23 protein-coding genes and 1 pseudogene are annotated in these 24,707 nt (G+C 52.4%); 12 read left to right on the plus strand and 12 right to left on the minus strand.

The features are described 5' to 3' along the window. Positions 1 to 32: 32 nt before the first annotated feature. The 3 genes and pseudogenes from AOY24_RS25140 to AOY24_RS22375 all read right to left on the minus strand — a co-directional run. Positions 33 to 1,396 (minus strand): IS3 family transposase gene (locus tag AOY24_RS25140; RefSeq protein ID WP_099433379.1). Its coding sequence is split into 2 segments (ribosomal slippage): positions 33 to 928 and positions 928 to 1,396, totalling 1,365 coding nucleotides; the frame shifts between segments, so codons are not numbered across the junction. A gap of 74 nt (positions 1,397 to 1,470) precedes the next feature. Beyond that, positions 1,471 to 2,862 carry a carbohydrate porin gene (locus tag AOY24_RS22370; protein WP_054177408.1) on the minus strand — a complete coding sequence of 464 codons (1,392 nt, stop codon included), beginning with the start codon at positions 2,860 to 2,862 and terminating at the stop codon, positions 1,471 to 1,473. 339 nt (positions 2,863 to 3,201) lie between these two features. After that, a pseudogene (locus tag AOY24_RS22375) lies at positions 3,202 to 3,747 on the minus strand (helix-turn-helix domain-containing protein); the annotation flags it as partial. A 98-nt stretch (positions 3,748 to 3,845) separates the two neighbouring features. Between AOY24_RS22375 and AOY24_RS22380 the strand changes: the two are divergent. Both AOY24_RS22380 and AOY24_RS22385 read left to right on the plus strand, forming a co-directional pair. Then, on the plus strand, positions 3,846 to 4,505 hold the full coding sequence (locus AOY24_RS22380; protein WP_042998885.1) for an AzlC family ABC transporter permease: 660 nt from the start codon (positions 3,846 to 3,848) through the stop codon (positions 4,503 to 4,505). After that, positions 4,505 to 4,828, plus strand: coding sequence for an AzlD domain-containing protein (locus AOY24_RS22385; RefSeq protein ID WP_042998884.1), 324 nt, complete (start codon positions 4,505 to 4,507; stop codon positions 4,826 to 4,828). Before AOY24_RS22380 ends, AOY24_RS22385 begins: the two co-directional genes overlap by 1 nt. A 46-nt stretch (positions 4,829 to 4,874) precedes the next feature. Here AOY24_RS22385 and AOY24_RS22390 read toward each other — a convergent pair whose 3' ends face one another. The 7 genes from AOY24_RS22390 to AOY24_RS22420 are packed head-to-tail and all read right to left on the minus strand — an operon-like array spanning position 4,875 to position 9,726. Then, on the minus strand, positions 4,875 to 5,435 hold the full coding sequence (locus tag AOY24_RS22390) for an ATPase AAA (protein WP_044265183.1): 561 nt from the start codon (positions 5,433 to 5,435) through the stop codon (positions 4,875 to 4,877). Then, positions 5,432 to 5,869, minus strand: coding sequence for a PTS sugar transporter subunit IIA (locus tag AOY24_RS22395; RefSeq protein ID WP_044257193.1), 438 nt, complete (start codon positions 5,867 to 5,869; stop codon positions 5,432 to 5,434). The genes AOY24_RS22390 and AOY24_RS22395 overlap by 4 nt, the downstream gene beginning before the upstream one ends. A gap of 32 nt (positions 5,870 to 5,901) precedes the next feature. After that, positions 5,902 to 6,171, minus strand: a complete 270-nt coding sequence (locus AOY24_RS22400; protein WP_042998881.1) for a hypothetical protein — start codon at positions 6,169 to 6,171, stop codon at positions 5,902 to 5,904. Between the two features lie 59 nt (positions 6,172 to 6,230). After that, complete coding sequence (locus AOY24_RS22405) at positions 6,231 to 7,073, minus strand: class II fructose-bisphosphate aldolase (protein WP_042998880.1); 843 nt, start codon at positions 7,071 to 7,073, stop codon at positions 6,231 to 6,233. After that, on the minus strand, positions 7,060 to 8,427 hold the full coding sequence (locus AOY24_RS22410; protein WP_042998879.1) for a PTS sugar transporter subunit IIC: 1,368 nt from the start codon (positions 8,425 to 8,427) through the stop codon (positions 7,060 to 7,062). The genes AOY24_RS22405 and AOY24_RS22410 overlap by 14 nt, the downstream gene beginning before the upstream one ends. Continuing rightward, a complete protein-coding gene (locus tag AOY24_RS22415) occupies positions 8,420 to 8,734 on the minus strand; it encodes a PTS sugar transporter subunit IIB (RefSeq protein ID WP_042325486.1) in 315 nt (104 codons plus the stop codon). Before AOY24_RS22415 ends, AOY24_RS22410 begins: the two co-directional genes overlap by 8 nt. An 11-nt stretch (positions 8,735 to 8,745) precedes the next feature. After that, positions 8,746 to 9,726, minus strand: coding sequence for a 6-phosphofructokinase (locus AOY24_RS22420; RefSeq protein WP_042998878.1), 981 nt, complete (start codon positions 9,724 to 9,726; stop codon positions 8,746 to 8,748). A gap of 483 nt (positions 9,727 to 10,209) precedes the next feature. Between AOY24_RS22420 and AOY24_RS22425 the strand changes: the two genes are divergently transcribed. Genes AOY24_RS22425 through AOY24_RS22440 form a run of 4 tightly spaced genes read left to right on the plus strand, consistent with a single transcriptional unit; the run spans position 10,210 to position 14,920 of the window. Further along, positions 10,210 to 10,656 (plus strand): PTS fructose transporter subunit IIA, encoded by a 447-nt coding sequence (locus AOY24_RS22425; protein ID WP_054177409.1) that lies wholly within the window; start codon positions 10,210 to 10,212, stop codon positions 10,654 to 10,656. Between the two features lie 10 nt (positions 10,657 to 10,666). After that, the gene (locus AOY24_RS22430; RefSeq protein ID WP_054177410.1) at positions 10,667 to 12,112 is read left to right on the plus strand and encodes a PTS fructose-like transporter subunit IIBC; all 1,446 of its coding nucleotides are present in this window, start codon (positions 10,667 to 10,669) and stop codon (positions 12,110 to 12,112) included. Then, a complete protein-coding gene (locus tag AOY24_RS22435) occupies positions 12,102 to 13,172 on the plus strand; it encodes an aminopeptidase (RefSeq protein WP_054177411.1) in 1,071 nt (356 codons plus the stop codon). Before AOY24_RS22430 ends, AOY24_RS22435 begins: the two co-directional genes overlap by 11 nt. Next, positions 13,172 to 14,920, plus strand: coding sequence for a putative frv operon regulatory protein (locus AOY24_RS22440; protein WP_054177412.1), 1,749 nt, complete (start codon positions 13,172 to 13,174; stop codon positions 14,918 to 14,920). The genes AOY24_RS22435 and AOY24_RS22440 overlap by 1 nt, the downstream gene beginning before the upstream one ends. 54 nt (positions 14,921 to 14,974) lie before the next feature. On the opposite strand, the gene AOY24_RS22445 is transcribed toward AOY24_RS22440, so the two are convergent. Beyond that, a complete protein-coding gene (locus tag AOY24_RS22445) occupies positions 14,975 to 15,187 on the minus strand; it encodes a DUF1471 domain-containing protein (protein ID WP_042998873.1) in 213 nt (70 codons plus the stop codon). A 128-nt stretch (positions 15,188 to 15,315) separates the two neighbouring features. Continuing rightward, positions 15,316 to 16,152, minus strand: a complete 837-nt coding sequence (fdhD, locus tag AOY24_RS22450) for a formate dehydrogenase accessory sulfurtransferase FdhD (protein WP_054177413.1) — start codon at positions 16,150 to 16,152, stop codon at positions 15,316 to 15,318. Positions 16,153 to 16,344: 192 nt separating this feature from the next. Here fdhD and fdnG point away from each other — a divergent pair, with 192 nt between their 5' ends. The 6 genes from fdnG to AOY24_RS22485 all read left to right on the plus strand — a co-directional run bounded on the left by fdnG (position 16,345) and on the right by AOY24_RS22485 (position 24,672). Then, the gene (gene fdnG / locus AOY24_RS22460) at positions 16,345 to 19,395 is read left to right on the plus strand and encodes a formate dehydrogenase-N subunit alpha (RefSeq protein ID WP_152967229.1); all 3,051 of its coding nucleotides are present in this window, start codon (positions 16,345 to 16,347) and stop codon (positions 19,393 to 19,395) included. Between the two features lie 12 nt (positions 19,396 to 19,407). Then, positions 19,408 to 20,313, plus strand: coding sequence for a formate dehydrogenase O subunit beta (fdoH, locus tag AOY24_RS22465; protein ID WP_042998870.1), 906 nt, complete (start codon positions 19,408 to 19,410; stop codon positions 20,311 to 20,313). Then, positions 20,310 to 20,945: a formate dehydrogenase cytochrome b556 subunit gene (gene fdoI / locus AOY24_RS22470; protein ID WP_044257180.1), complete on the plus strand. Its 636-nt coding sequence runs from the start codon at positions 20,310 to 20,312 to the stop codon at positions 20,943 to 20,945. Before fdoH ends, fdoI begins: the two co-directional genes overlap by 4 nt. A gap of 184 nt (positions 20,946 to 21,129) precedes the next feature. Next, positions 21,130 to 22,467: a VWA domain-containing protein gene (locus tag AOY24_RS22475; protein WP_086512772.1), complete on the plus strand. Its 1,338-nt coding sequence runs from the start codon at positions 21,130 to 21,132 to the stop codon at positions 22,465 to 22,467. Between the two features lie 17 nt (positions 22,468 to 22,484). Then, complete coding sequence (locus AOY24_RS22480) at positions 22,485 to 23,981, plus strand: sensor histidine kinase KdpD (protein WP_044265164.1); 1,497 nt, start codon at positions 22,485 to 22,487, stop codon at positions 23,979 to 23,981. Positions 23,982 to 23,985: 4 nt separating this feature from the next. After that, positions 23,986 to 24,672 carry a response regulator transcription factor gene (locus tag AOY24_RS22485; RefSeq protein WP_054177415.1) on the plus strand — a complete coding sequence of 229 codons (687 nt, stop codon included), beginning with the start codon at positions 23,986 to 23,988 and terminating at the stop codon, positions 24,670 to 24,672. Positions 24,673 to 24,707 lie beyond the last annotated feature (35 nt).

A 24,707-nucleotide genomic window follows, 5' to 3' on the forward strand; every position in this document is an offset into this window, starting at 1 on the left:
TGGACTGACCCCATAAATCTGGACAGTTTATATTAAGCGGCCTTCAGAGCCTGGGCCCGGTACTCTACCGGACTCAGGCCTTTTAGTTTCAGGCTTATCCGCTCGTTGTTGTAGTAACGGATATAATCCTCTATCGCCTTCCTCAGTTCGCTGATATTGCTGAACTGACTCAGGTAAAAACACTCCGATTTCAGCGTCCCGAAGAAGTTTTCCATCACGGCATTATCCAGACAGTTTCCTTTTCGGGACATACTTTGCGTCATGCCCTGCGCCTTTAACTTTGCCTGATAGCCTGCCATCCGATATTGCCAGCCCTGATCTGTGTGCAGCAAGGGGGCGTCGTCTGGTCCGAGCTTTAAGAACGCATCCCGCAGCATGGTATTAACCATCTCCATCACCGGCCTTTCCGACAGGCTGTAGGAGATTATTTCCCGGTTAAAAAGATCGAGTACCGGCGACAGGTACAGCTTTTTACCCTGCAGCGAGAACTCTGTAACATCCGTAACCCATTTTTCATTGGCTTTTGATGCACTGAAGTTCCTGCTCAGGATATTGGGGGCTGCCTTGCCTGTTTCCCCCTTCCATGAGCGGTATTTCTTCGCCCTTATCAGAGACCGGAGCGACAGCTCTGTCATCAGCCGCTGCACGGTTTTATGGTTCACCAGCAGACCCTGCTTTCTCAGCGAAAGCGTGATCCTGCGGTAGCCATAACGGCCTTTGTGCCAGGCGTATATCTCACGGATTTTATCTTTCAGCCCGGCATGCCTGTCCACCTGCTTCAGGGCATTCATATTGTAATACCATGTACTGCGGGACATGCCTGCCGCGCGCAGGAGGTCTCGCAGAGCGTGCTTATGCCTCAGTTCACTGATTATCAGGGCTTGCTGCCGTTTTTTTCGCTCTGAACCAAGGCCTTCAACTTTTTTAGATAGGCATTCTCTGCCCGCAGGTAACGGAGTTCAGCCCGGAGTTCTTCGGGGGAGAGTTTTTCCAGTTCTTTATCTGTAGGGGATGGGGGGATTTTTTGTTTTGTCATTTTTCCAGGCCGTCCGCGTTGAATGTTTAGCAGTCCTTCCGCTCCGGCATCGTTGTACACGCAGACCCAGTGTCGGACAAGCGTTTCTGCAGAGAGATTAAACCGGGCAGCTGCTTCACGCATCGTCAGGTGGTCACGGATAACCGCCCGGACGACGACGAGTTTAAATTCAGCTGAATGATGTTTATTTTTCCCTGACAGCCCTTCCATACCGTGGAGTTGCCACGCCCTGACCCAGCGACGGACGGAAGTTCTTTCAACACCAAAACGGTCGGCTGTACGCTCTTCTCCGTCTTTTCCGGACAAATAATGATTAACCACAGCCAGTTTTGTTTCAGGGGAATATTTTGGCTTTGCCATAAAAAACTGCACCTTACTCAGTTGAGTGTCCAACTTTTGGGGTGCAGTCCATCGGCGCTACCGGGCCTTTTCGTTTAGAAATAATATTTAAAGCGAACGCGACCACCATAACGATTATCAGAATCGTCGCCGTTCACGTTATCGCCTTCGCTATCCAGAATTGAGTAATATGCGCCAAGGTAAATATTGAAGTTTTGCATATTCATCACATTAGCAAACTGATACGACGCGTGAATGGTATGAATGTCATAGGTGCCTTTATTATTAATCCAGCAGCCGTCATCACACACCACCCCTTCAAAGTCATCAATTTTGTTATGCGCGTAGATATAACCTAATTCAAAACGTTTCCACAGCGCGTTCAGCCCGGCGGTAAAATCGTTTTCATTATTGGCATCAAGATAAGCGGTATTCAGGTTTACCACCATGCCATTCTCCGGATCGCTCTTTAAACCATTCCATGTCATCGTCATACCGTAACCGGTACGGTCCGACTGATCGACAAATTTACCGTTTGCGTTGGTGTAGCCATAGGCGTTATTGACGACGTTCGATTCCATCGCGGCAGCTACCGAGAACGCATCCTGCGACCATGAAATAACCGGACGCAAATAGGCAACGTTTTTCTGTTGATCCATTCTCCGACCGTGGAATTCGTCATCGTTATAGAGTGAAGTGCCTTCTTCCAGCAGAGTGTTTAACTCGAAGTACCAGTTATCCACCTGCTTGCTGACGAGGAAGTTACCGCCAGCATCAGAACGACCGCGGCCTTCTTTCATCATATAGATGTAACCGCTGCCGTCGTCATACAGATTGTTGGCGGTATTCCCCGAATGTTCAACAAAGGTATCCTGATTCAGTGGGAACATATCGTAGGCTTCGAAGCGCCCCACCTTCACTTTCCAGTCATTCTCTTTACCAAAGAAGAAGACGGCATCATCGATATTCACCGTACCGGTCATATCCCCCAGCGGTTGGGCGGAGAATCCGGCATAATAACCCTCACCCAGCTTACGTGTACCATCAAAGCCCAGTAAAATCCGGCCATTAATATTCCACTGTTCGTTAGTCGGGTCATGGTCAACACTGGCATTGGTCATTGCCAGCAAGCCATGATTACTTTCCGCATCCATGTTGAATTCAACATCACCATAGATTTTCAGATCGCCATAACCGGAAAGCAGCAGATTCGGTGTCGCGGCATTCTTTTTCGTCTCCTCAGGAGGGGTTTGGCCGTTAACTGGCGTGTTGCCCTGTGCCGCCTTAATTTCACGGATTTCGGTTGCCTGTTGGGTCTGTAATTGCTGAACCTGATTTTCCGCCTTTGCCGCCCGATATTCTGCGGCCTCCAGTCGCGCTTCCAATTGTTCGAGCCGTTGTTCCAGTGTCATTTTTTGCGTTTTAGCAAAACCATTATTAGCGATTAATAACAGACCTATTGCTAAAGCCAGCGTCGATTTCCTCATTTATTTGCGCTCCTTGAAAATAAATAATGGACAGCGTATTTCTTTGAGAAATACGCAAAATGAATAACAAAATAGTATGTGTTATTTTTATATTTAATAACGGCTACAATTGACGATAATAATCAACTGTTACCGCGCCGCAGGCCAGCAATTACTAACATGCAGCTTTCTTTGTGTAAACGCAGAAAGCTTTCAGTTCGTGAGGAATATAACAAAAGGGCTAAAATAAACGAAATATCATAAAAACAATTAAATATGCATTAAGAGAAAAAATAATTAGAAGTAATCATTCGGGGGAGCCTTTTGCATACCATAACGGTGAAATTCCAGGTTCGCTAAACTCTGCTCAGCCACCAGAATCGCCTGGGTATCCGCTTCCAGCGCCTGGAAGATATGCTCCTGATCGGCGGGATAACAAATATAGTCGCCCTCACCTAACACTTCTGGCGCTTCTGTCAGCCCGACCAGCGCTTTTCCCTTCGTGACAATAATATGCTCGATCGAGCCCGGTGGATGCGGCTGAGAAATGCGGTCGGCTCCAGGCTGGGTCAACAACAGATAGATATCACGCCGTGCGCCAGGCGGGCAGGCAGCCAGTAAAATCGCCTGATAGTGCGCCTGTTCAGCCACTACTTTCGTACCCTCACCGCACCGGATCACCTGCGTTTTTTGCACCTGCGGCTCCAGCAGTCGCGCAAAGGGAATATCCAGCGCCACACAAAGCGACCAGAGGGTTTCCAGACTAGGATTACCGTTCCCCGCCTCCAGTTGGGAAAGCGTCGACTTGGCGATCCCCGCCCGTCGGGCGATTTCTGCCAGCGACAGACCCGTCCGCTGACGCTCGCGAACCAGACTTTTGGCGATCACACTGATGGGTTGTGTCATACCCGACTCCATGTTTTTTATATCGAACGAATCGTTCATCTTGTCAAACACTGATGTTGCGTTCATTATAATGGAAATTCGTTCGATATGGCTAAATCATGGCGCACTTCTTCTCCTGTCTGAAGGCAGACACGATAAAAGCAATCTTTCTGGTCTGCCTGGCGGTAGGCGTGGTTGGGATGTCCTACGGTTCACTGGCGATGGCTTATGGCTTCCCGGTGTGGGTGCCGTTTGTACTCTCTATTTGTGTGCTGGCAGGAGCGTCCGAATTTATGTTTATCGGCATTGTCGCCAGCGGCGGTAATCCGTTAGCCGCTGCCGCAGCCGGTTTACTGGTTAACGCCCGCCATGTTCCGTTTGGCGTGACGGTACGGGATCTGGTCGGCACCCGCGCGGCGAGTTTTTTCGGCTGCCATATTATGAACGATGAAAGCGTCGTGTTCGGCCTGTCGCAGAAAACCCCAGAGCAGCGCAAAGCCGCCTACTGGCTATGTGGCCTCGGCGTTGCCATTCTGTGGCCGCTGGGGACCCTACTGGGCACCGTGGTGGGTCAATTGCTGCCAGCCCCGGAAACCATCGGGCTGGACGCCGTGTTCCCGGCTATCCTGCTGGCTCTCGTCGTCCCGGCGTTTAAAAACCGTACCACTCTGATTCGGGGCCTGAGCGGAGCCGCCGTGTCGCTCGCCGCCGTGCCTTTCGCGCCGGTCGGGCTGCCAGTTCTGCTCTCCCTGCTGGGCTTACTGACGAGGAAAAAGTAATGGGTAACATGACGCTGTTTATCGTCGGTATCGCCATTTTATCGGCAGGCACCTATTTAATGCGCCTCGGCGGCGCCAGACTGGGCAGTCGCCTGGCGCTCTCTGAACGCGCTCAGGCACTGTTATCCGATGCCGCCACGGTACTGCTGTTTTCCGTCGCTCTGGCCACCACCTTTTATGAAGGCGAGCATTTTGCTGGCATGGCACGCGTTCTCGGCGTGGCGTTCGCGGTCTTTCTCGCCTGGCGTAAGATGCCATTGATTGTGGTGATCGTCGCCGCCGCCGTGGTGACCGCGCTGCTGCGAATGGTAGGGATACACTAAAAAAGCGCCCGCGGGCGCCCTTGAAGGGGTAATGACACTCTACCGTTCAGGTTTTGTCTATTTGTTCGTCTATCCAGGCGATAACGGATTCAATATCCAGCGTTTGCTGTTGATCTACCGTAAACACCGGCCCGAGCCGCATCGGTTCGGCGCATTCTGCCAGTTGCGCCAGTTCGGGTAGATACTCCTCACCGGGATGACCCGGTTTGCGATCCTGTAAGCGGGTGGCATAGCGCGTCACGGCCAGCTCAGGCGTGATCTGATTCCACACTTCCAACACCTTCTCAACGCCCGCCTGCTGCAAGAGTTGTTGCAACCTCTCGCGAGGCTGAAAGCCAAACCAGGCATCAACCAGCCAGACAACGTTCGCCGGAGCGTGGCCGATAATAGACCAGATCACCTCATAGGCCGCACAGCCCAACTGCCGGTTGAAAGGTCGGTCGATATCCGTAAAGCGCGCCATAAACGGCTCTTTGATCCCATCAATCGTCAGCAATGGCAGACTGAAGGTCCCGGAGAGCTGATGAGTAATGGTACTTTTACCTGAAGCGGGGATCCCGTTAATCAGAATCACTGTTTTACAGTCCGGCGAGAGGTGTCGTTTCATAGCAACGCGACCACCTCTTCCTGGGAACGTGCCGCCCGCAACTTCGCCATGCGTTCATCGTTATCGAGTAAGGCGACAATGGCGCGGATGCCCTCTTCAATATGCGCATTACTGTCCTGTGCACCAAACATAATGACAATGTCGGCGGCTTCACTGTCGGCAAACTGAATGGGCTTATCCAACAGCACCATGCTAAAACAGTTGCGCTTCACCCCACATTCTGGACGGGCATGGGGGATCGCAACCCCTTCATCAAATACATAATACGCCCCATGACTGAGGGTGTTGTCGATAACTGCCTGACCGTATTCCGCTGAAATATACCCTTTTGCGACCAACGGTCTGGCCGCCAGTTGAATCACCTTCTGCCAGTCGTTTTCCGCGACGCCAACCTGAATGGCATCGGCCTCGATCAGTAATTCTTTTATCGTCATGACGACTCCCTAAGCGCTTAATAAACCCGACGCTAAATATTCCGGCGAATAACATTACGCAACTCATCTATACGCACAAAAAGCGAATCAATATCCTGCCGGTGCGTCTGGCTTTTGGCATAGACCGACAGCGCCCGGTTATAGATCAGCATTAATGCTTTCTGTATTTCACCATTACCCGGGTTGCCCTGCAGTTCACCTTCCAGCCTGGCGATTTCTCCTGCCAGAACACGGGACTGTTCATCATAATCTTCCGGCGGGCGTGTTTCTTTTTTCCATAACGATTTCAAAGATTCAAACATAGCGATCCCCCGCCCTGATGGACAACAGGGCAACAAAACATCATTTATTAATAACGGAGTTATTTAAATAACGCGATCTTTTCCATTAATACCTGGGTGACGGCATTATTTGCCGGAATTAAAAACTTACGTACGCTGTCATTCACTTTGCCTTTCTCAAAGGTATTTTTACACTGGTCGACCCACTGTACGTTCATTTCCGTGCCGACATTCACTTTATTAATGCCTTCAGTGACGGCCAGGCGCATATCGTCGTCACTCACCCCCGTCCCTCCGTGTAATACCAGTGGAACACCGGTCGCGGCGCTGATCTCTTGCAGCCGCTGATGTTGAATCTGTGCCTTGCCGGTATACAAGCCGTGTACCGTCCCCACCGACACCGCCAGCATGTCGACTCGCGTTTCCTCAACGAAGCGTTTGGCATCTTCTACCGTCGTAAAGCAGATATCCTCTGCCGCCACTGCTTTACCATCCTCTGAGCCACCAATAGCCCCAAGCTCGCCTTCCACCGTAATATTGCGCGGTCTGGCCATCTCCACCACGATGCGGGTATTACCGATATTCTCTTCCAGTTCCAGGTGCGAGCCGTCATACATGACCGAGGAAAATCCGGCATTCATCGCCGTCTCAATGGCGCTGATATCAGAGCAGTGATCCAGATGCAGACAGGTCGGGACATTCTCGCTCTCCGCCAGCGAACGCACCGCATCAACCAGCAGGCGATAACCCAGATATTCTGCCGTCCCGGTTGAAATCTGAATCATTAACGGGCTATTCGTTTTTTGCGCCGCTTTAAAAAACGCAGGCAGCATTTCAATACAGTGCAGGTTAAAGGATCCAATCGCTTTGAAATTTCTTTCCTGGCCGATTTTTAGGATCTCGTTGAAATTATACAGACTCATGAACATTTTCCCCTTTTGGCTTAGCGGATTTACCGTTTACGAACCATGCCAGTGCGGCAACAAAAACAATGAACAACGCGACAAACAGCCAGTTATTCTGGAAGGCGTGGCCTAAAACGAGGCCGGAACTGATGACGTCAGAATCGCTGAACGTGACGCCGGTGAAACCGTAGGTTTCCAGCATCGGCACCAGAATCGCAGGCAGGAAGGTGATGAACAGCCCGTGAACTACGCCGCCGATCATCGCGCCACGACGGCCGCCCAGCGCGTTGCCAAAGACGCCCGCGGTCCCCCCGGCGAAAAAGTTAGTTAGCAGACCCGGCAGGATCATCGCCAGACCAAACATCGGGAACACCAGCATACCGATGATGGAACCGACAGTGGTCGCCAGGAACCCAACAATCACCGCGTTGGGGGCATAAGGGAACAGAACCGGGCAATCCAGCGCGGGCTTTGCATCCGGCACGATACGCATAGCGATACCGCGAAATGCCGGAACCAGTTCGTTGAGCAGTAAGCGCACGCCGCTGTAGAGCACGAAGACACCGGCCACAAACTGAATGGACTGCATGAAGGCATACATCAGATAGTTCACGCCGCCGGAGAACTGGGCGATATATTCCGGACCCGCCGCCAGCGCCGGAATGAGGTACATCGGCACCATCACTACCGCCATGGCGAGATAGGTATCCTGTAAGAACTTGAAATTATCGGGTAATTCAAGGTCTTCCGTGGAGCGAGATCCTTTGCCCACCACTTTAGCCACCGCCGCCTGCACGAGATAGCCAATAGTACAAAAGTGCCCCAGCGCCACATCATCCGAGCCGGTGATGCGCCTGACCACCGGTTGCGCCAGCGCAGGCATCAGCACCGCCATCACGCCGCCAAAAACCCCGCCGGTCAGAATCAACGGCAGTCCGGTGAGCCCCGATTTATAGCCAATGACCGCGCCAATGGTCGCCATCCACAACAACGCTTGTCCGGTCAGGAAGATGTATTTCAGCGGTGTCAGACGCGCGATGATGATATTGACGGCAAAAATCACCATCAGGGTTAACGCCACTTCTGAGCCCAACTCACGGTTAGCTAACCCGGCGATGGCAGCCACATCGGTAATGTAGCCCTTCATACCAAATCCCTGAGTAAAAATATCGTTCAGGAAGGTCAGTGTGGCGACAATAATATTGATCCCGGCCATCATGATTAAAAAACCGAGCAGCGTTTTAAACGTCCCCTCTGCGGTTTTTCCCGGTGATTTCTTTTGCAGGATCAGTCCGAGCATCGCGATAAAGGCGATTAATATCGACGCCTGACCGAGCAAATCTTTAACGATGAATTCAACGAAGCTATTCATAATGAGCTACCTTCAGATTCCGCTCTTTTAAAAACGCGACGATTTTGGCTTCAATTTCGTCTTTGTCCGTGAGCTTATTCAGAACCACGACCCGTTTAATTTCTTCTTCACTGGCATCCGCCGTTAAGATGTCAGCAAAGGTTTTTTGCGTCAGGATCATGTCAGATTTAAACGCCCCTGCTTCAGATACCGTGGTATGTTCGATATGCGCAGGAATTTCCAGTTTCTTTAAAACCGCTTTCGCCGTCATTTCAATAGCAAAACTTGAACCGAGGCCGCAGCCACATACGCAAAGAATTTTCAGCATGTAAGGTCTCCTCAAATAATATTGAGTTGTTTGGCAAGTTTGTAATGATGTCCTTCTGTATCGACCAGACGTTTTTTCATACTTACGAGATCAATCGGAATAGGTTTATTGCTTTGATTTATAATAATCGCTTTATTTTTCATCCCTGACTGGATGCATCGAACCACTTCGCTCGCCATGATGGTGCCCTGATAAATTTCTTCACAGGTCGGATCGCCATTACGTAAACCGTAACCAACAATCGTTTTACGAATGCGCTCGCCAATACGTGGTTCGAGCTGTTTTATCATGGTGTCAATCGCCCCCTGAAAACCGGGAGAATATTCTCTGGTGTAGCCTTCTGAGCACAGAATAATCACGCTATTCTGGACGGTCAGTTTTTGCCTTACCCGTTCCGCTAAGGCATCAAGCGACATCTGGCATTCCGGAATCAGGGCGATATCCGCATTGCATTTAATTGCGGATTGCAGCGTTAATTCACCACAATATCCCCCCAATAATTCCACCATAAACACGCGACCAGGTAGCGCTCTGCCCGTATTTCGTAAACGAGAAACCTCCTTAATAATCTGTTCACAGGCGGTCGAAAAACCAATCGTATAATGACTGCCATAAACATCATTATCGATAGTCATCCCCACGCCAAAACAATTAATATCAAATTCGCTCAGGGTATTGAGAAACTGTAAACTGCCGTCACCGCCCGCCATAATTAACACATCAATGTGCAGCGACTTGAGTTTTCTGGCGATCGTTTCATATTCGTTACGCTGCAACTTACGGGTCGTTCTTCCCGAGGTAATGAGAGGTATTGCCGCGATAGAAAAATCGACCAAATCGCGCCATGCCACGTCATGATGATTTTTCTCCAGCAAGCCGGGAATACCACCATTGAATAAGGTAATTTTTGCATCCGCGAGTCGGGCAATCTGGAATATGAAATTATTTATTCCAGACACATCGCCCCCACTAATGACAATACCAATTTTCATTGCGTTTCCTCCGAAGCACCCGTGGAAACATTTTTCCCTGACTTCAAGTCCGCTATTTGCAATGAAGATCACATTATGCTGATAAATTCAGAGGCGAGTAATATTGACAGACTGATTGCATGGTCAATTTTTGTGATGCCAATCACATATAAAAATGAAATTTATCAAAGCGTGATTTTTTAATTCCGTTAATTATCATTTAGTTAATTGAAGCCCCCCTCATCCTTTTTACGCGCCCCTATTCTGTACGTCATATCGAGTTTATAAAAAGAGAGAAATGTGAGAAATATCGCATTTTTTTGCGTCCGGGAGGTTTATCAGCGCATTATTTCTTTCTGCGTCGCGTTGCAAAATGTGGCCTCGTGCACAAAGCCTGTTGATGCTTAGCCCACATTATGTCACTCCGCTCAGACATATTGCCGCTCATCTCAATACGAAAGCATCGTTAAAATCGTAGAAAAGAGGTTTTAACGGAGTCTCTCTATGTCAGAGCTTACGGTACGTTGTATTGACCTGAATATTCAGGGCAACAGCACTTATTCCATTCTGAAACAACTCGCGGAAATGGCGTTTCGGAATGGCGCGATCACCGATCGCCAGTTGTTTTTACAAACGCTGCTGATGCGGGAAAAACTGCATTCTACCGGATTCGGATCAGGTATCGCTGTGCCCCATGGCAAAAGCGCCTGCGTAGAACACCCCTTTGTACTGTTTGCCCGTAAAACTCACGGAGTGGACTGGCAGTCCAGCGATGGCGAAGCCGTTAACTGTTGGATCTGCCTCGGCATACCGCAAACCGGCGAAGACGATCAGGTCAAAATCATCGGCACCCTGTGTCGCAAACTTATCCATCAGGATTTCATCAATCAACTGAAGCAAGGTGACGCCACTCAGGTACTGACTTTGCTCAATCAGACCTTAACTTCATAAGGAAGCGGCTATGGAGTCATCCTTACGTTTAGTAGCAATCACCAACTGTCCTGCCGGCATCGCCCACACTTATATGGTGGCCGAAGCGCTTGAGCAAAAAGCACGCTTGCTCGGTCATACGATTAAAATCGAAACCCAGGGGGCAAGTGGTGTAGAAAACCGCCTGACGCAGGATGACATTGCCGCCGCCGATTACGTGATTTTAGCCACCGGGCGTGGCTTAAGTGGTGACGATCGGGCGCGATTTGCCGGGAAAAAAGTCTATGAGATCGCCATTTCCCAGGCGCTAAAAAATATCGACCAGATTTTCACACAGTTGCCTTCTCATTCGCAGATGTTTACCGCAGATAGTAGCGTTAAACTCGGTAAACAGGATGTCCAGCAAGGCAGTGTAATGAGCCACCTGATGGCGGGGGTTTCCGCTGCGCTCCCGTTTGTGATCGGTGGCGGTATCCTGGTCGCCATCGCGAATATGCTGGTGCAGTTCGGCTTGCCGTATACCGATATGTCGAAGGGTGCGCCGTCATTTACCTGGATTATCGAATCCATCGGCTATCTGGGCTTCACCTTTATGATCCCCATTATGGGGGCGTATATCGCGTGGTCGATTGCCGACAAACCCGCATTTGCCCCGGCGTTTCTGGTCTGCTATCTGGCTAACGACAAAGGATTGCTCGGCACCCAGTCTGGCGCTGGTTTTCTCGGCGCGGTGGTACTAGGTCTGGCAATCGGCTATTTCGTGCTGTGGTTTCGCAAAGTCCGTCTCGGCAAAGCGCTCCAGCCGTTGCTTGGCTCGATGCTAATCCCATTCGCCACTTTGCTGGTGTTTGGCGTGCTGACGTATTACGTTATTGGTCCGGTGATGTCGGATCTGATGAGCAGCCTGCTGCACTTCCTGAACACGATCCCCCCGTCCATGAAAATGGGCGCCGCCTTCCTCGTTGGCGCGATGCTGGCATTTGATATGGGTGGGCCCATCAACAAAACCGCATGGTTTTTCTGCTTCTCACTGCTGGAAAAACATATCTATGACTGGTACGCCATCGTCGGCGTAGTGGCGCTAATGCCTCCCGTCGCGGTAGGCATTGCCACGTATCTGACACCCAAACTGTTTACCTCACAGGAGAAGGCCGCCGCGAGCAGCGCGATTGTGGTCGGCGCCACTGTCGCCACCGAACCCGCAATTCCTTATGCCCTGGCCGCACCGCTGCCAATGATTACCGCCAATACACTCTCCGGTGGTATTACCGGAATGCTGGTGATCGCTTTCGGAATCAAACGCCTCGCGCCGGGATTAGGTATTTTTGATCCGCTGATTGGCCTGATGTCGCCGGTAGGCTCCTTTTACCTGGTGCTGGCTATTGGCCTCGCACTGAACATTGCGTTGATTATCATCCTGAAAGGGCTGTGGCTGAGACGCAAGACCGCGCAACAGGAACATGCACATGAACATTAAGTTACTTCAGCAATTATGCGAAGCCAGCGCGGTCAGTGGCGATGAACAAGAAGTGCGCGCAATTCTCATCAATGAGCTGGAATCCTGCGTGGATGAAATGACGTTTGACGGCCTCGGCAGTTTTGTTGCTCGTAAAGGTCATTGTGGGCCAAAGGTGGCAGTCGTCGGTCATATGGATGAAGTCGGCTTTATGGTCACACATATCGACGATAGCGGTTTTCTGCGTTTTACGACAATTGGGAGTTGGTGGAGTCAGTCGATGCTGAACCACCGGGTCACTATTTGTACCCGCAAGCGATTTAAAATCCCTGGTGTTATCGGCTCCGTTGCACCGCATGCCCTCACCGAAAAACAGAAACAGCAACCACTGACATTTGACGAAATGTTCATTGATATTGGCGCGAGCAGCCGCGAAGAGGTAGAAAAGCGCGGTATTGCGATCGGTGACTTCATTAGCCCAGAGGCGAACTTTGCCTGCTGGGGCGACGACAAAATCGTCGGCAAAGCACTGGATAATCGTGTCGGCTGCGCCCTGATGGCAGAACTTTTGCAGTCCGTCGATAATCCTAATATCACCCTCTATGGCGTGGGCAGTGTGGAGGAAGAGGTGGGGCTGCGCGGCGCGCAAACCTCAGCAGAACACATCAGGCCCGACGTGGTTATCGTCCTGGATACTGCTGTTGCTGGTGATGTCCCTGGAATCGACAACACCAAATACCCATTGAAACTGGGTGAAGGTCCAGGGCTCATGCTGTTTGATAAACGTTATTTCCCAAATCAACAGCTGGTCGCTGCATTAAGGACGAGTGCAGAAAACAGTGGCGCCCCTTTACAGTTCTGTACCATGAAAACCGGAGCAACAGACGGTGGACGCTACAATGTGATGGGTGGCGGGCGCCCCGTTGCAGCACTCTGTTTGCCCACCCGCTATCTGCATGCCAATAGCGGCATGATTTCTGCAAAAGATTATGATGCATTGTTTACGTTAGTCCGTGAGCTGCTGACTTCATTGACGGCAGAGCAGATCAAAACTTTCACCGACTTTCGCCGGGTGATCTGATGCTCAGTGAACGCCAGTTAACGCTTGTCGACCTTCTTGAACAACGGCCTAACTCACTCAGCGAGCTGGCGCGGCAAACTGGCGTTTCGGGTAGAACAATCCTGCGCGATATTGATTACATCAATTTTACCCTCAGCGGGAAAGCGCGCATTCAGCCTGGTGGCAGTGCGGGTTACCAACTGGACATTATCGACCGGCGCAGCTTTTTTCAGCTTTTACAACGCCATGATAACGACGATCGTTTGCTGGCACTTCTGCTGCTCAATACCTTTATCCCCCGCGTACAACTGGCTTCTTCGCTTAATTTGCCGGAAACCTGGGTCGCAGACCGTCTGTCGCGACTGAAGCAACGCTATGAGCGTGCATTTTGTCTTTCCAGCCGCCCCGGTGTGGGCCATTTCGTTGATGAACCAGAAGAAAAACGGATTGTCCTGCTGGCGAATCTGCTCAAAAAAGACCCGCTGTTAATTCCTCTCCCCGGCGTGACGCGAGACACTGTCGAACGACTTACCAGCGCATGTGAACATCTTCTTGCTGAGTTCCCACTGACGTCGGGTGAATACCTCGCCAGTCTGGTGCTGGCGGTCTATGCACTGCGTAATCAACTCTCGGGCACATGGCCTGAATGTCGGCATACAGTGTTAAAAAATGCCGTAGAACAGGGCGGGATCTATCTTGGCGAGAACGCGTTCAAAACGCTGCACGGACTGCTGGATAAACAGCAACAACAGGCCATGACCCTGTCTGCCGATACCGTGATTACTTTACTACAACGCGTACCTGGCGTCGCCAATTTGAACCTTATCGATACGCAACTGGTTGAAAATATCACGGGTCACCTGCTGAGATGCGTTTCGGCCCCCGTTTGGGTACCGGAACATCGCCAGAGCAGCATGAATAACCTGAAAGCGGCCTGGCCCGCTGCATTTGACATGAGCCTGCGCTTCATTGCGCTACTGCGTGAACAGTTAGAAATTCCGCTGTTTGACAGTGATCTGATCGGGCTCTATTTCGCCTGTGCGCTGGAGCGGCACCAAAATGAGCGTCAACCCATCATTTTATTATCCGATCAAAATGCGATTGCCACCATAAATCAGCAGGCTATTGAACGTGATGTATTGAATTGTCGGGTGATCATTGCACGCACTCCCAGTGATGTGTACGCGATAAGACAAGAAGTTGATCCCCTGTTGATCGTCAATAACAGCCACTATTTATTGGATGACTCATTAAAAAATGTCCTGACTATTAAAAATATTATTTCCGCAGTCGGGTCCGAACAAATCAAAAATTTTCTTGCCACGGCGTTTATTCGTCAGCAACCGGAGCGCTTCTTCTCTGAGGCGGGCAGCTTTCACTATATGAATCTCGCCGACGAAACCTGGCATCACATTACCCATCAGATTTGCGACAAACTCGTGGCGCAGGAACATATCACCCGTGATGAAGCACTGCGGATATGCGCCCGCGAAGATGAAGGCGAAAACCTGATTATCAATCATCTGGCGATCCCCCACTGCTGGAGCGAACAGAAGCGTCACTTTCGCGGGTTCTTCATTACTCTGGCGCATCCCGTACAGGTCAATAATGAACTTGTCAGCCATGTACTGATTGCTTGCGCTGCCGCTGACGCACGTCACGAATTAAAAATCTTCAGCTATCTGGCCAGCGTGCTGTGTCAGCATCCCGCCGAAACCATTTGTGAGTTAACGGGATATGACGCGTTTATGTCGTTGTTAAAACAATAATGACAGACACAAAAAAAGCGCCTCAAGGGCGCTCTTTCGACAATGGAGATGAACTTATTTCAGCAGTTCCGCCGTCATGTGCACGCGGTTACCGGTGTAAGCCTGAGTGATTTTATAGGAGCTTGCACCAGCCTGTTCAGCCTGAGCGGCGATTTTTGCTTCAGCACTTTCCAGAGTAGAACCGGTCGCGGTCACAGACTGGGCAGCAAAAGAACCGAAAGAGGTAGCGAGAGCGATAACTGCGACAAAAGTTTTGATGCTTTTCATGATATAAACCCTTTAACTTAGTTGTTTAAGTAAGGCACCGTGCCTTGATGTGATAAATAATAGGCCGTTACTCAGACAACTAAAAGCGGAAGGATTTGCCCGTTTCATTCAAATTAATTGAATCAAAATCACTCAGCGATTAAACGCTGCGGATGAGTATAAATGGTCGCCCTGCCTGGCTTACAGAACCCCACCAGCGTCAGATTGCAGCGCTCAGCGACTTCCACCGCCAGCGTGGTGGCAGCAGAGACCGCAAACAGAATCTCAACGCCGCACATCGCAGACTTCTGCACCATCTCATAGCTTGCGCGACTGGAAACCAGCGCCGCTCCCGGCACCCAGCTTTCGCCTTCGGCGGCACGGCGCCCCAGCAGTTTATCCAGCGCAACATGTCGACCGACATCTTCATGTCCGCCCGCCAGTTCACCCGATGGCATCACCCACGCCGCAGCGTGCGTACACCCGGTGAGCTGCCCCACAGGCTGAAAATCTTTCAGATGTCTTAATGCGTGATCAAGTCTGGCGAGGTTAAAAGTCTGGGTAAACGGCAGAGGCTGCACCGGTTTACCGATGTCATTGAGCTGCTCAACCCCGCACACGCCACAGCCGGTGCGTCCGGCCAACGCGCGACGGCGTTCTTTCAGCCCCATAAAACGGCGACTGGAAAGCTCGATCTGGACTTCAAGTCCATTACAGGAGGGAACCACATCCGTGCCATAGATCTCGCGCGGGCTGTCAATGATCCCCTCAGACAAGGAAAAACCGACTGCAAAATGTTCCAGATCCTTCGGCGAGGCCATCATGACAACATGAGAAATGCCGTTATAAACCAGCGCCACGGGCACCTCTTCAGCGACCTCATCCGGCTGAGGGTGATGCAAATCCTCACGCTTCCAAAGGTTAACCTGGCGAGAGCTTGTGACATTAATCACATTTCCGACTTCTTTTGGATGTATCTTATTCACTTTCTTTTAACCGTATAAGAACACACGTACCAACATTGTGGTATTCTGTCGCAAGCCCCTCCTGGATGGGGGGAATTAACCCAATTCTGGACCTTTGCGGTCCCGTCCGCAAAGAAAAATAACAACCACACCCTGAGCGCTCACCAACATGAATGTGAAAGGGATGTGACAATGTCGAAAAAGGAGCAAACCATGCAGGTCAGCAGAAGGCAGTTCTTTAAGATCTGCGCTGGCGGTATGGCAGGCACCACGGCGGCAGCACTGGGCTTCGCGCCCGGCGTAGCGCTCGCGGAAACCCGGCAATATAAACTGCTGCGCACCCGCGAAACCCGTAATACCTGCACTTACTGTTCCGTTGGTTGTGGGCTGTTGATGTACAGCCTCGGCGACGGTGCAAAAAACGCCAAAGCGTCAATCTTCCATATCGAAGGTGACCCGGACCATCCGGTCAACCGTGGTGCGCTCTGCCCGAAAGGGGCCGGTCTGGTGGACTTCATCCACTCCGAAAGTCGCCTCAAATTCCCGGAATACCGCGCGCCAGGCTCGGATAAATGGCAACAAATCAGTTGGGATGAGGCATTTGACCGCATCGCGAAACTGATGAAAGAAGACCGCGATGCCAACTACATTGCGCAAAACGCTGAAGGCGTTACCGTTAACCGCTGGCTGTCTACCGGGATGCTGTGTGCTTCCGCGTCCAGTAACGAAACCGGCTTTTTAACGCAAAAATTCACCCGCGCGCTCGGTATGCTCGCGGTCGACAACCAGGCGCGTGTCTGACACGGACCAACGGTAGCAAGTCTTGCTCCAACATTTGGTCGCGGTGCGATGACCAACCACTGGGTCGACATTAAGAACGCCAACCTCGTCGTGGTGATGGGCGGTAACGCCGCTGAAGCACACCCGGTCGGGTTCCGCTGGGCGATGGAAGCGAAGATTCACAACGGCGCGAAGCTGATTGTGATCGATCCGCGTTTCACGCGTACGGCGTCGGTGGCCGATTTCTATGCCCCAATCCGTTCTGGTACTGACATTGCCTTCCTGTCAGGCGTGATGCTGTACCTGCTGACGAACGAAAAATATAACCGCGAATACACCGAGGCCTACACCAACGCCAGCCTGATCGTGCGTGAAGATTTCGGCTTCGAAGATGGCCTGTTCACTGGCTATAACGCGGATCAACGCAAGTACGACAAGACCAGTTGGAACTATGAGCTGGACGAAGAGGGCTTTGCCAAACGCGATACCACCCTGCAACACCCGCGCTGCGTCTGGAACCTGCTGAAACAGCACGTCTCCCGCTACACGCCGGACGTGGTGGAAAATATCTGCGGTACGCCAAAAGCCGACTTCCTGAAAGTCTGCGAGTACATTGCGGAAACCAGCGCGAAAGACAAAACCGCATCGTTCCTGTATGCCCTCGGCTGGACACAGCACTCCATCGGTTCGCAGAACATTCGTACCATGGCGATGATCCAGTTGCTGCTTGGCAACATGGGGATGGCAGGCGGCGGCGTTAATGCCCTGCGCGGCCACTCCAACATTCAGGGGCTGACAGACTTAGGCCTGCTGTCACAAAGCCTGCCGGGTTACCTGACGCTACCGAATGAAAAACAGCCGGACCTGCAAACGTATCTGGCCGCGAACACGCCAAAACCGCTGTTGAAAGACCAGGTCAACTACTGGGGCAACTACCCGAAATTCTTCGTCTCGTTGATGAAGGCCTTCTACGGCGATAAAGCGACAGCGGAAAATAGCTGGGGCTTTGACTTCTTGCCGAAGTGGGACAAAGGGTACGACGTGCTGCAGTACTTCGAGATGATGAAAGAGGGTAAGGTCAATGGCTATATCTGCCAGGGCTTCAACCCGGTTGCCTCATTCCCGAACAAAAACAAGACGATCGCATCACTGTCCAAACTGAAGTTCCTGGTGACGATCGATCCGCTCAACACCGAGACCTCCACCTTCTGGCAAAACCACGGTGAGTCGAACGATGTGGATCCGTCGAAAATCCAGACTGAAGTGTTCCGCCTGCCGTCCACCTGCTTCGCCGAAGAGAACGGCTCGATCGTGAACTCCGGTCGCTGGCTGCAGTGGCACTGGAAAGGCGCAGACGCCCCGGGGATCGCGGTCACCGACGGCGAAATCCTGGCCGGTATCTTCCTGCGCCTGCGCAAAATGTATGCTGAGCAGAGCGGTGCCAACCCGGAACAGGTGCTGAGCATGACCTGGAACTACTCCACCCCACATGAACCGGCATCGGAAGAAGTGGCGATGGAGAGTAACGGGAAAGCGCTGGCCGATCTCATCGACCCGGCAACGGGCGCAGTGATCGTCAAGAAAGGCCAACAGCTCAGCTCGTTTGCTCAGTTGCGTGACGACGGCACCACCTCCAGTGGCTGCTGGATTTTCGCCGGTAGCTGGACGCCGGAAGGCAACCAGATGGCGCGTCGCGATAACGCCGATCCGTCCGGTCTGGGCAATACGCTGGGCTGGGCATGGGCATGGCCGTTGAACCGCCGCATCCTGTACAACCGTGCTTCCGCTGACCCGCAGGGTAATCCGTGGGATCCAAAGCGCCAGATCCTGAAATGGGACGGCGCAAAATGGAGCGGGATGGACATTCCGGACTACAGCGCCGCCGCGCCAGGCAGCGACGTCGGGCCGTTCATCATGCAACCGGAAGGGATGGGACGTCTGTTCGCTCTCGACAAGATGGCGGAAGGTCCATTCCCGGAACACTACGAACCGTTTGAAACGCCGCTGGGTACCAACCCGCTGCACCCGAACGTGATCTCCAACCCTGCCGCCCGTATCTTTAAGGCCGACGCCGAAGCGCTGGGTAAAGCCGATAAGTTCCCGTACGTCGGAACCACTTACCGTCTGACCGAGCACTTCCACTACTGGACCAAGCATGCGCTGCTTAACGCTATCGCGCAGCCGGAACAATTTGTGGAGATCGGCGAGACGCTGGCGAACAAGCTCGGTATCGCCCATGGCGACACTGTTAAAGTCTCCTCTAACCGCGGCTATATCAAAGCCAAAGCAGTGGTGACTAAGCGTATTCGCACGCTGAAGGCAGACGGTAAGAATATCGATACTATCGGTATTCCGATTCACTGGGGCTATGAAGGTGTGGCGAAGAAAGGGTTTATTGCGAACACCCTGACGCCATCGGTGGGCGATGCCAACTCACAAACGCCGGAATTTAAGTCCTTCCTGGTGAACGTGGAAAAGGTGTAACGGAGACGACTTATGGCTTATCAATCGCAAGACATTATCCGTCGTTCCGCGACTAACGGTCTTACCCCCGCGCCTCAGGCGCGGGACTTCCAGGAAGAAGTGGCGAAGCTCATTGACGTCACCACCTGCATCGGCTGTAAAGCCTGTCAGGTGGCCTGTTCAGAGTGGAACGACATCCGTGATGAGATCGGCAGCAACGTCGGGGTCTATGATAACCCGGCGGATTTAACCGCTAAATCCTGGACCGTGATGCGTTTCTCGGAAGTGGAGCAGAACGACAAACTGGAATGGCTGATCCGTAAGGATGGCTGTATGCACTGCGCCGATCCGGGCTGCCTGAAGGCGTGTCCGGCAGAAGGCGCTATCATTCAGTATGCCAACGGGATTGTCGACTTCCAGTCCGAGCAGTGCATCGGCTGTGGTTACTGCATCGCCGGTTGCCCGTTCGACGTGCCGCGACTCAACCCGGAAGACAACCGCGTCTATAAATGTACGCTGTGCGTTGACCGCGTGACCGTTGGCCAGGAACCGGCCTGCGTGAAAACCTGCCCAACGGGTGCTATCCACTTTGGTTCCAAAGAGGACATGAAAACGTTGGCTGGCGAGCGTGTGGCAGAACTGAAAACCCGTGGTTACGACAATGCTGGCCTGTACGATCCGGCGGGCGTAGGTGGGACGCACGTGATGTATGTGTTGCACCATGCCGACAAACCGAATCTGTACCACGGTCTGCCGGAGAACCCGGAAATCAGCGCCACCGTGAAATTCTGGAAAGGGATCTGGAAGCCTCTTGCAGCGGTCGGCTTTGCCGCGACCTTTGCGGCCAGCATCTTCCACTACGTCGGTGTCGGTCCAAACCGTGCGGATGAGGAAGAGAACAACCTGCATGAAGAGAAAGACGATGAGGTGCGCAAATGAAAAGACGTGACACCATCGTGCGCTACACCGCGCCGGAACGCATCAACCACTGGGTCACCGCCTTCTGCTTCGTGCTGGCGGCGGTGAGCGGGCTGGGCTTTTTCTTCCCGTCCTTCAACTGGCTGATGCAAATCATGGGCACACCGCAACTGGCGCGTATTCTGCACCCGTTTGTGGGCGTCATCATGTTTGCCTCGTTCATCATCATGTTCTTCCGTTACTGGCACCACAACCTGATTAACCGGGATGACATTTTTTGGGCGAAGAACATTCGCAAGATTGTCGTCAACGAAGAGGTGGGTGACACCGGGCGGTATAACTTCGGCCAGAAATGCGTGTTCTGGGCGGCGATTATCTTCCTGGTGCTGCTGCTGGTGAGCGGTGTGATCATCTGGCGTCCGTACTTTGCGCCAGCGTTCTCCATTCCGGTGATCCGCTTCGCGTTAATGCTGCATTCATTTGCCGCCGTCGCGCTGATTGTGGTTATCATGGTGCATATTTACGCCGCGCTGTGGGTAAAAGGTACTATTACCGCGATGGTAGAGGGCTGGGTAACCCGCTCCTGGGCGAAGAAGCATCACCCGCGCTGGTACCGTGAAGTTCGCGAAAAGCAGGATAAGACCCAGTCGTAAGCAAAGGCTGTTCGTGAACCGATAAGATAACGCCGGAGACTGAGTTTCCGGCGTTTTTTTAAGGGATATTTTTGGCCTGACAGGCCGTTTTGACAACTTTTTGACAACTTTATACAGATTACAGACCAACCGACGTTACGGTCGCATAAGAATGGAGTCGATTCTTAAGACAAGGAGACGTACCGTGAATCTCAAACACCTCTTCGCAGCCCTGGCAATGGGACTGCTTGCGACAACAACGGCGGCACAACCGCCCGCGCCGAAAGTGACGATTAAATCCGAACTGGCTTCCCCTCTGGTGCTGGAAAACAGCCAGGACAAAAACTACCTCAAAGTGTCACTGACGGGTTTCCCGCTGCATGCAACCAAACGCAGCCCGATCAACCTCGCGCTGGTGATTGACCGCTCCGGCTCTATGGGCGGCGAGCGTATCGAACAAGCCACAGAAGCTGCCGTAATGGCGGTGAACACTTTAAGCGCCCAGGACACGCTCTCGGTGGTGATTTACGACGACGTCGTGGATGTCATTGTGCCGGCGGCCAAAGTCGACAATAAAGCGAAACTTATCAGCCAAATCCGTGAACGACTGACCGCACGCGGCGGTACTGCCCTGTTTGCCGGTGTTAGCCGCGGTATCAAAGAAAACAGTAAATTCCTCGATAAGGCCCATGTTAACCGCATCATCCTGCTGTCTGATGGTCAGGCGAACATCGGCCCTTCCTCCACCAGCGAGCTGGCAGAACTGGGTAAGATTGCCGCCCGCAAAGGGATTGCCATCACGACGATGGGTATTGGCGAAGGCTACAATGAAGATCTGATGGCGGCGATTGCCCAGTACAGCGATGGCAACCACGTGTTTGTACAAAACACCGATGCCCTGGAGAAGGCATTTGCCCATGAATTTGGCGATGTCATGTCCGTCGTCGCTCAGGATGTGGTGGTGCAAATTAACGTCGCCGACAACGTTAAGCCACTTCGCCTGCTGGGGCGTGAAGGTGAAATCCGCGACAACACGGTGACCGTTAAACTGAACCAGCTTTACGCCAATCAGGAGAAATATGTCATGCTGGAAGTGCTGCCGGCGAAAGGCCAGGCCGCACAAAGCAAGCCGCTCGCTGAGGTCAACGTCAGCTATAACAACCTCGCCACCGGGCAGAAAGAGCGTTGGGATGACAAGATGGCCGTCAGCTATACCGCCTCAGCCAACGAGGTTCAGAAAGCGCAGGTGGAGGATGTGATCGTCGATTCCGCCATTCAGAAATCCGCCATTCAGAATGAGCAGGCGTTACAGCTCATCGATGAAGGCAAAATGGACGAGGCGAAAGCGATCCTGCGCGAAAACTCCAGTACACTCAGCGCGTTACCGCTTAGCGCACCGGCCGCCAGAATGAAGGCACAGGCGAGCGCAGAGGAAAATCTTAAGTTGCTGGACAGGATGGAAAGCGAAAGCAAAGAAGCGTCGCGCAAGTCGCTGAAAGAACAGAGTTATAAAACCAAAAACCAGAGTTCGAAATCGAACTGATCCACAAGGAGTGCTGGATGTTCAGACGCAAGCCGATTTATCTCGTCATTACATTGATGTTTTTTATTCTGCTTGCTTACCTGGGCGTTCGCACTCTGGAACATGAAGTCTTGTTGCGTCAGTACCAGACCCAAACCCTGGCGAAATCGCAAACCGCCAGCGTCGCCAGGGGGATCGAAAATATTCTGCAGCAAAAAGCCTCCCGCCTGCATGCGATTGGCGATTTTATCGACCCCGCAGAAGTCGCCACCCTCAGCGCGCTTAAAGAGAACGACAGCGACATTGCCGACGTCTTTATGCTGCGGAAAAATCATCTCCTCTATCCCGATGAGCATCAGCCGTTGAGCAACAAGGATAAAGAGTGGGTGCGCCTGCTCAGCCCGCTGGTCAACGATCCCAGCCAACTTGCCAGTCATATGACACAAAGCGAGCAGGACACGCCACAGGCCGGCTGGTTTATTAGTTTTGAGACTCCGGAACCGCTGTTGATCTACTGGCGGCAGAAAGAGGGGGCGATCATCGGCTTTCGCCTCTCCTGGGTACAGCTGATGATGGATATGGCGAACGGCATACAGGTGAACCCGGGGGATCCGCAGCAGATTGTCAGGGTGACGGAAAACGGCCGTCAGCTTTATCAGAACGCGCAGGCGGATCTGCGGCGGCTCACTTTACTGGACTCCCGCACGCTGGCGTATCCACTCACAACGTGGCAGGTCAGCGCTTACGGCGTCAACGCACCGCTCTGGCATATCTGGCTGTGGGGCGGCGCATTAATCGTCCTGCTGCTTCTCGCCGTCGCACTGTTGGGCGTCTCGCTGTGGCGGGAATATACCCGCGCGGCGCGTCAGGCGCGCCAGCAGGTCGATTTTGTCAGCCAGGTGTCACACGAACTGAAAACACCGCTGACCAACATCACGCTCTATGCCGAACTGCTGCGCGAAGGGCTGGATGATGAACAAACGCATGAGAGACGCTATGTGGATGTGATCACTCAGGAAGGCCAGCGGTTATCACGGCTTATCCAGAATATCCTGACCTTTACGCGCGCACCGAAACTGCATCTTCAGCCAGTCAATCTCCGCCGTCTGATGACAGAAATTACGCAGATCTTTACGCCTGCGTTGCAGGCTAAAGGCATGACGATTCACATGTCCTGCCCTGAGAATCTGATATTGCACAGCGATCGCGACGTGATCACGCAAATTGTCAGCAACTTTCTCAGTAATGCCGAAAAATACGCTTCGCAGGGCCAGCGCGTGGATCTGACCGTTGAACACGTTGCGGAAAACGTGGAGATCGCCGTTCGCGACTATGGTCCCGGTATTGCGGAAAATGAGATGTCCTTGATCTTCCGCCCGTTTTATCGGGTCAAATCCTCCATTACCGAGGGTGTTTCAGGTACCGGTATTGGGCTCACCATCGCTTGCCAACTGGCGCAACGCCTGCACGGAAAGATTCAGGTAACGGCGCAAGAGCCAGGCGTCCGCTTTACCCTTACGCTGCCGCAGGGATGAGAATATGAAGATACTGATTGCCGAAGATGATGCAAACATCCGCCAGGGTCTGGTGGATGCACTGTCGCGCGAGGGTTATTCGATCATAGCAGCACCGAACGGGCGCGCGGCGCTGGAGAGTTATCATCGCGACAAACCGGACTTTGTGCTGTTAGACATCATGATGCCCGAAATGGATGGCTATACCGTCTGCCGGGAAATTCGCCGCCAGAACGAACACATTCCCATCGTGTTTCTCTCCGCCAAAGATGAGGAGATCGACCGTGTCGTGGGGCTGGAACTGGGTGCAGATGACTACATCAGCAAACCGTTTGGTATTCATGAACTGCGGGCGCGGATAAAAACCATCGCCCGTCGTTGTTTAAACCATAGCGCCACGCAGCCTAACCTCAGTTTTGCTTTTGGCGACCTGACGGTGTTCCCGAATGAACTGTGCGCCTGGCGCGGCGAGCAAAAGCTGGAGCTGACGCTGCGGGAAGTTCGCATTTTAAGCTGTCTTGAGCGTCATAAAAATCAGGTGGTTACGCGCGATATGTTGTTCGATGCGGCGTGGGGGTACGACTATTTGCCCAATAGCCGTACGCTGGATCAGCACATTTCCCGGCTCCGCAAAGTCATCGAACAGGATGCCAATCAGCCGCAGCTAATCCGAACGGTGCATGGTCTGGGGTATCGATATCAGGTATCGTAACGCACACATTGCGATGTCACCGCTATAACCCGCAG

The organism is Citrobacter sp. CtB7.12 (genome assembly GCF_001297795.1).
Lineage (GTDB): Bacteria > Pseudomonadota > Gammaproteobacteria > Enterobacterales > Enterobacteriaceae > Citrobacter_A > Citrobacter_A amalonaticus.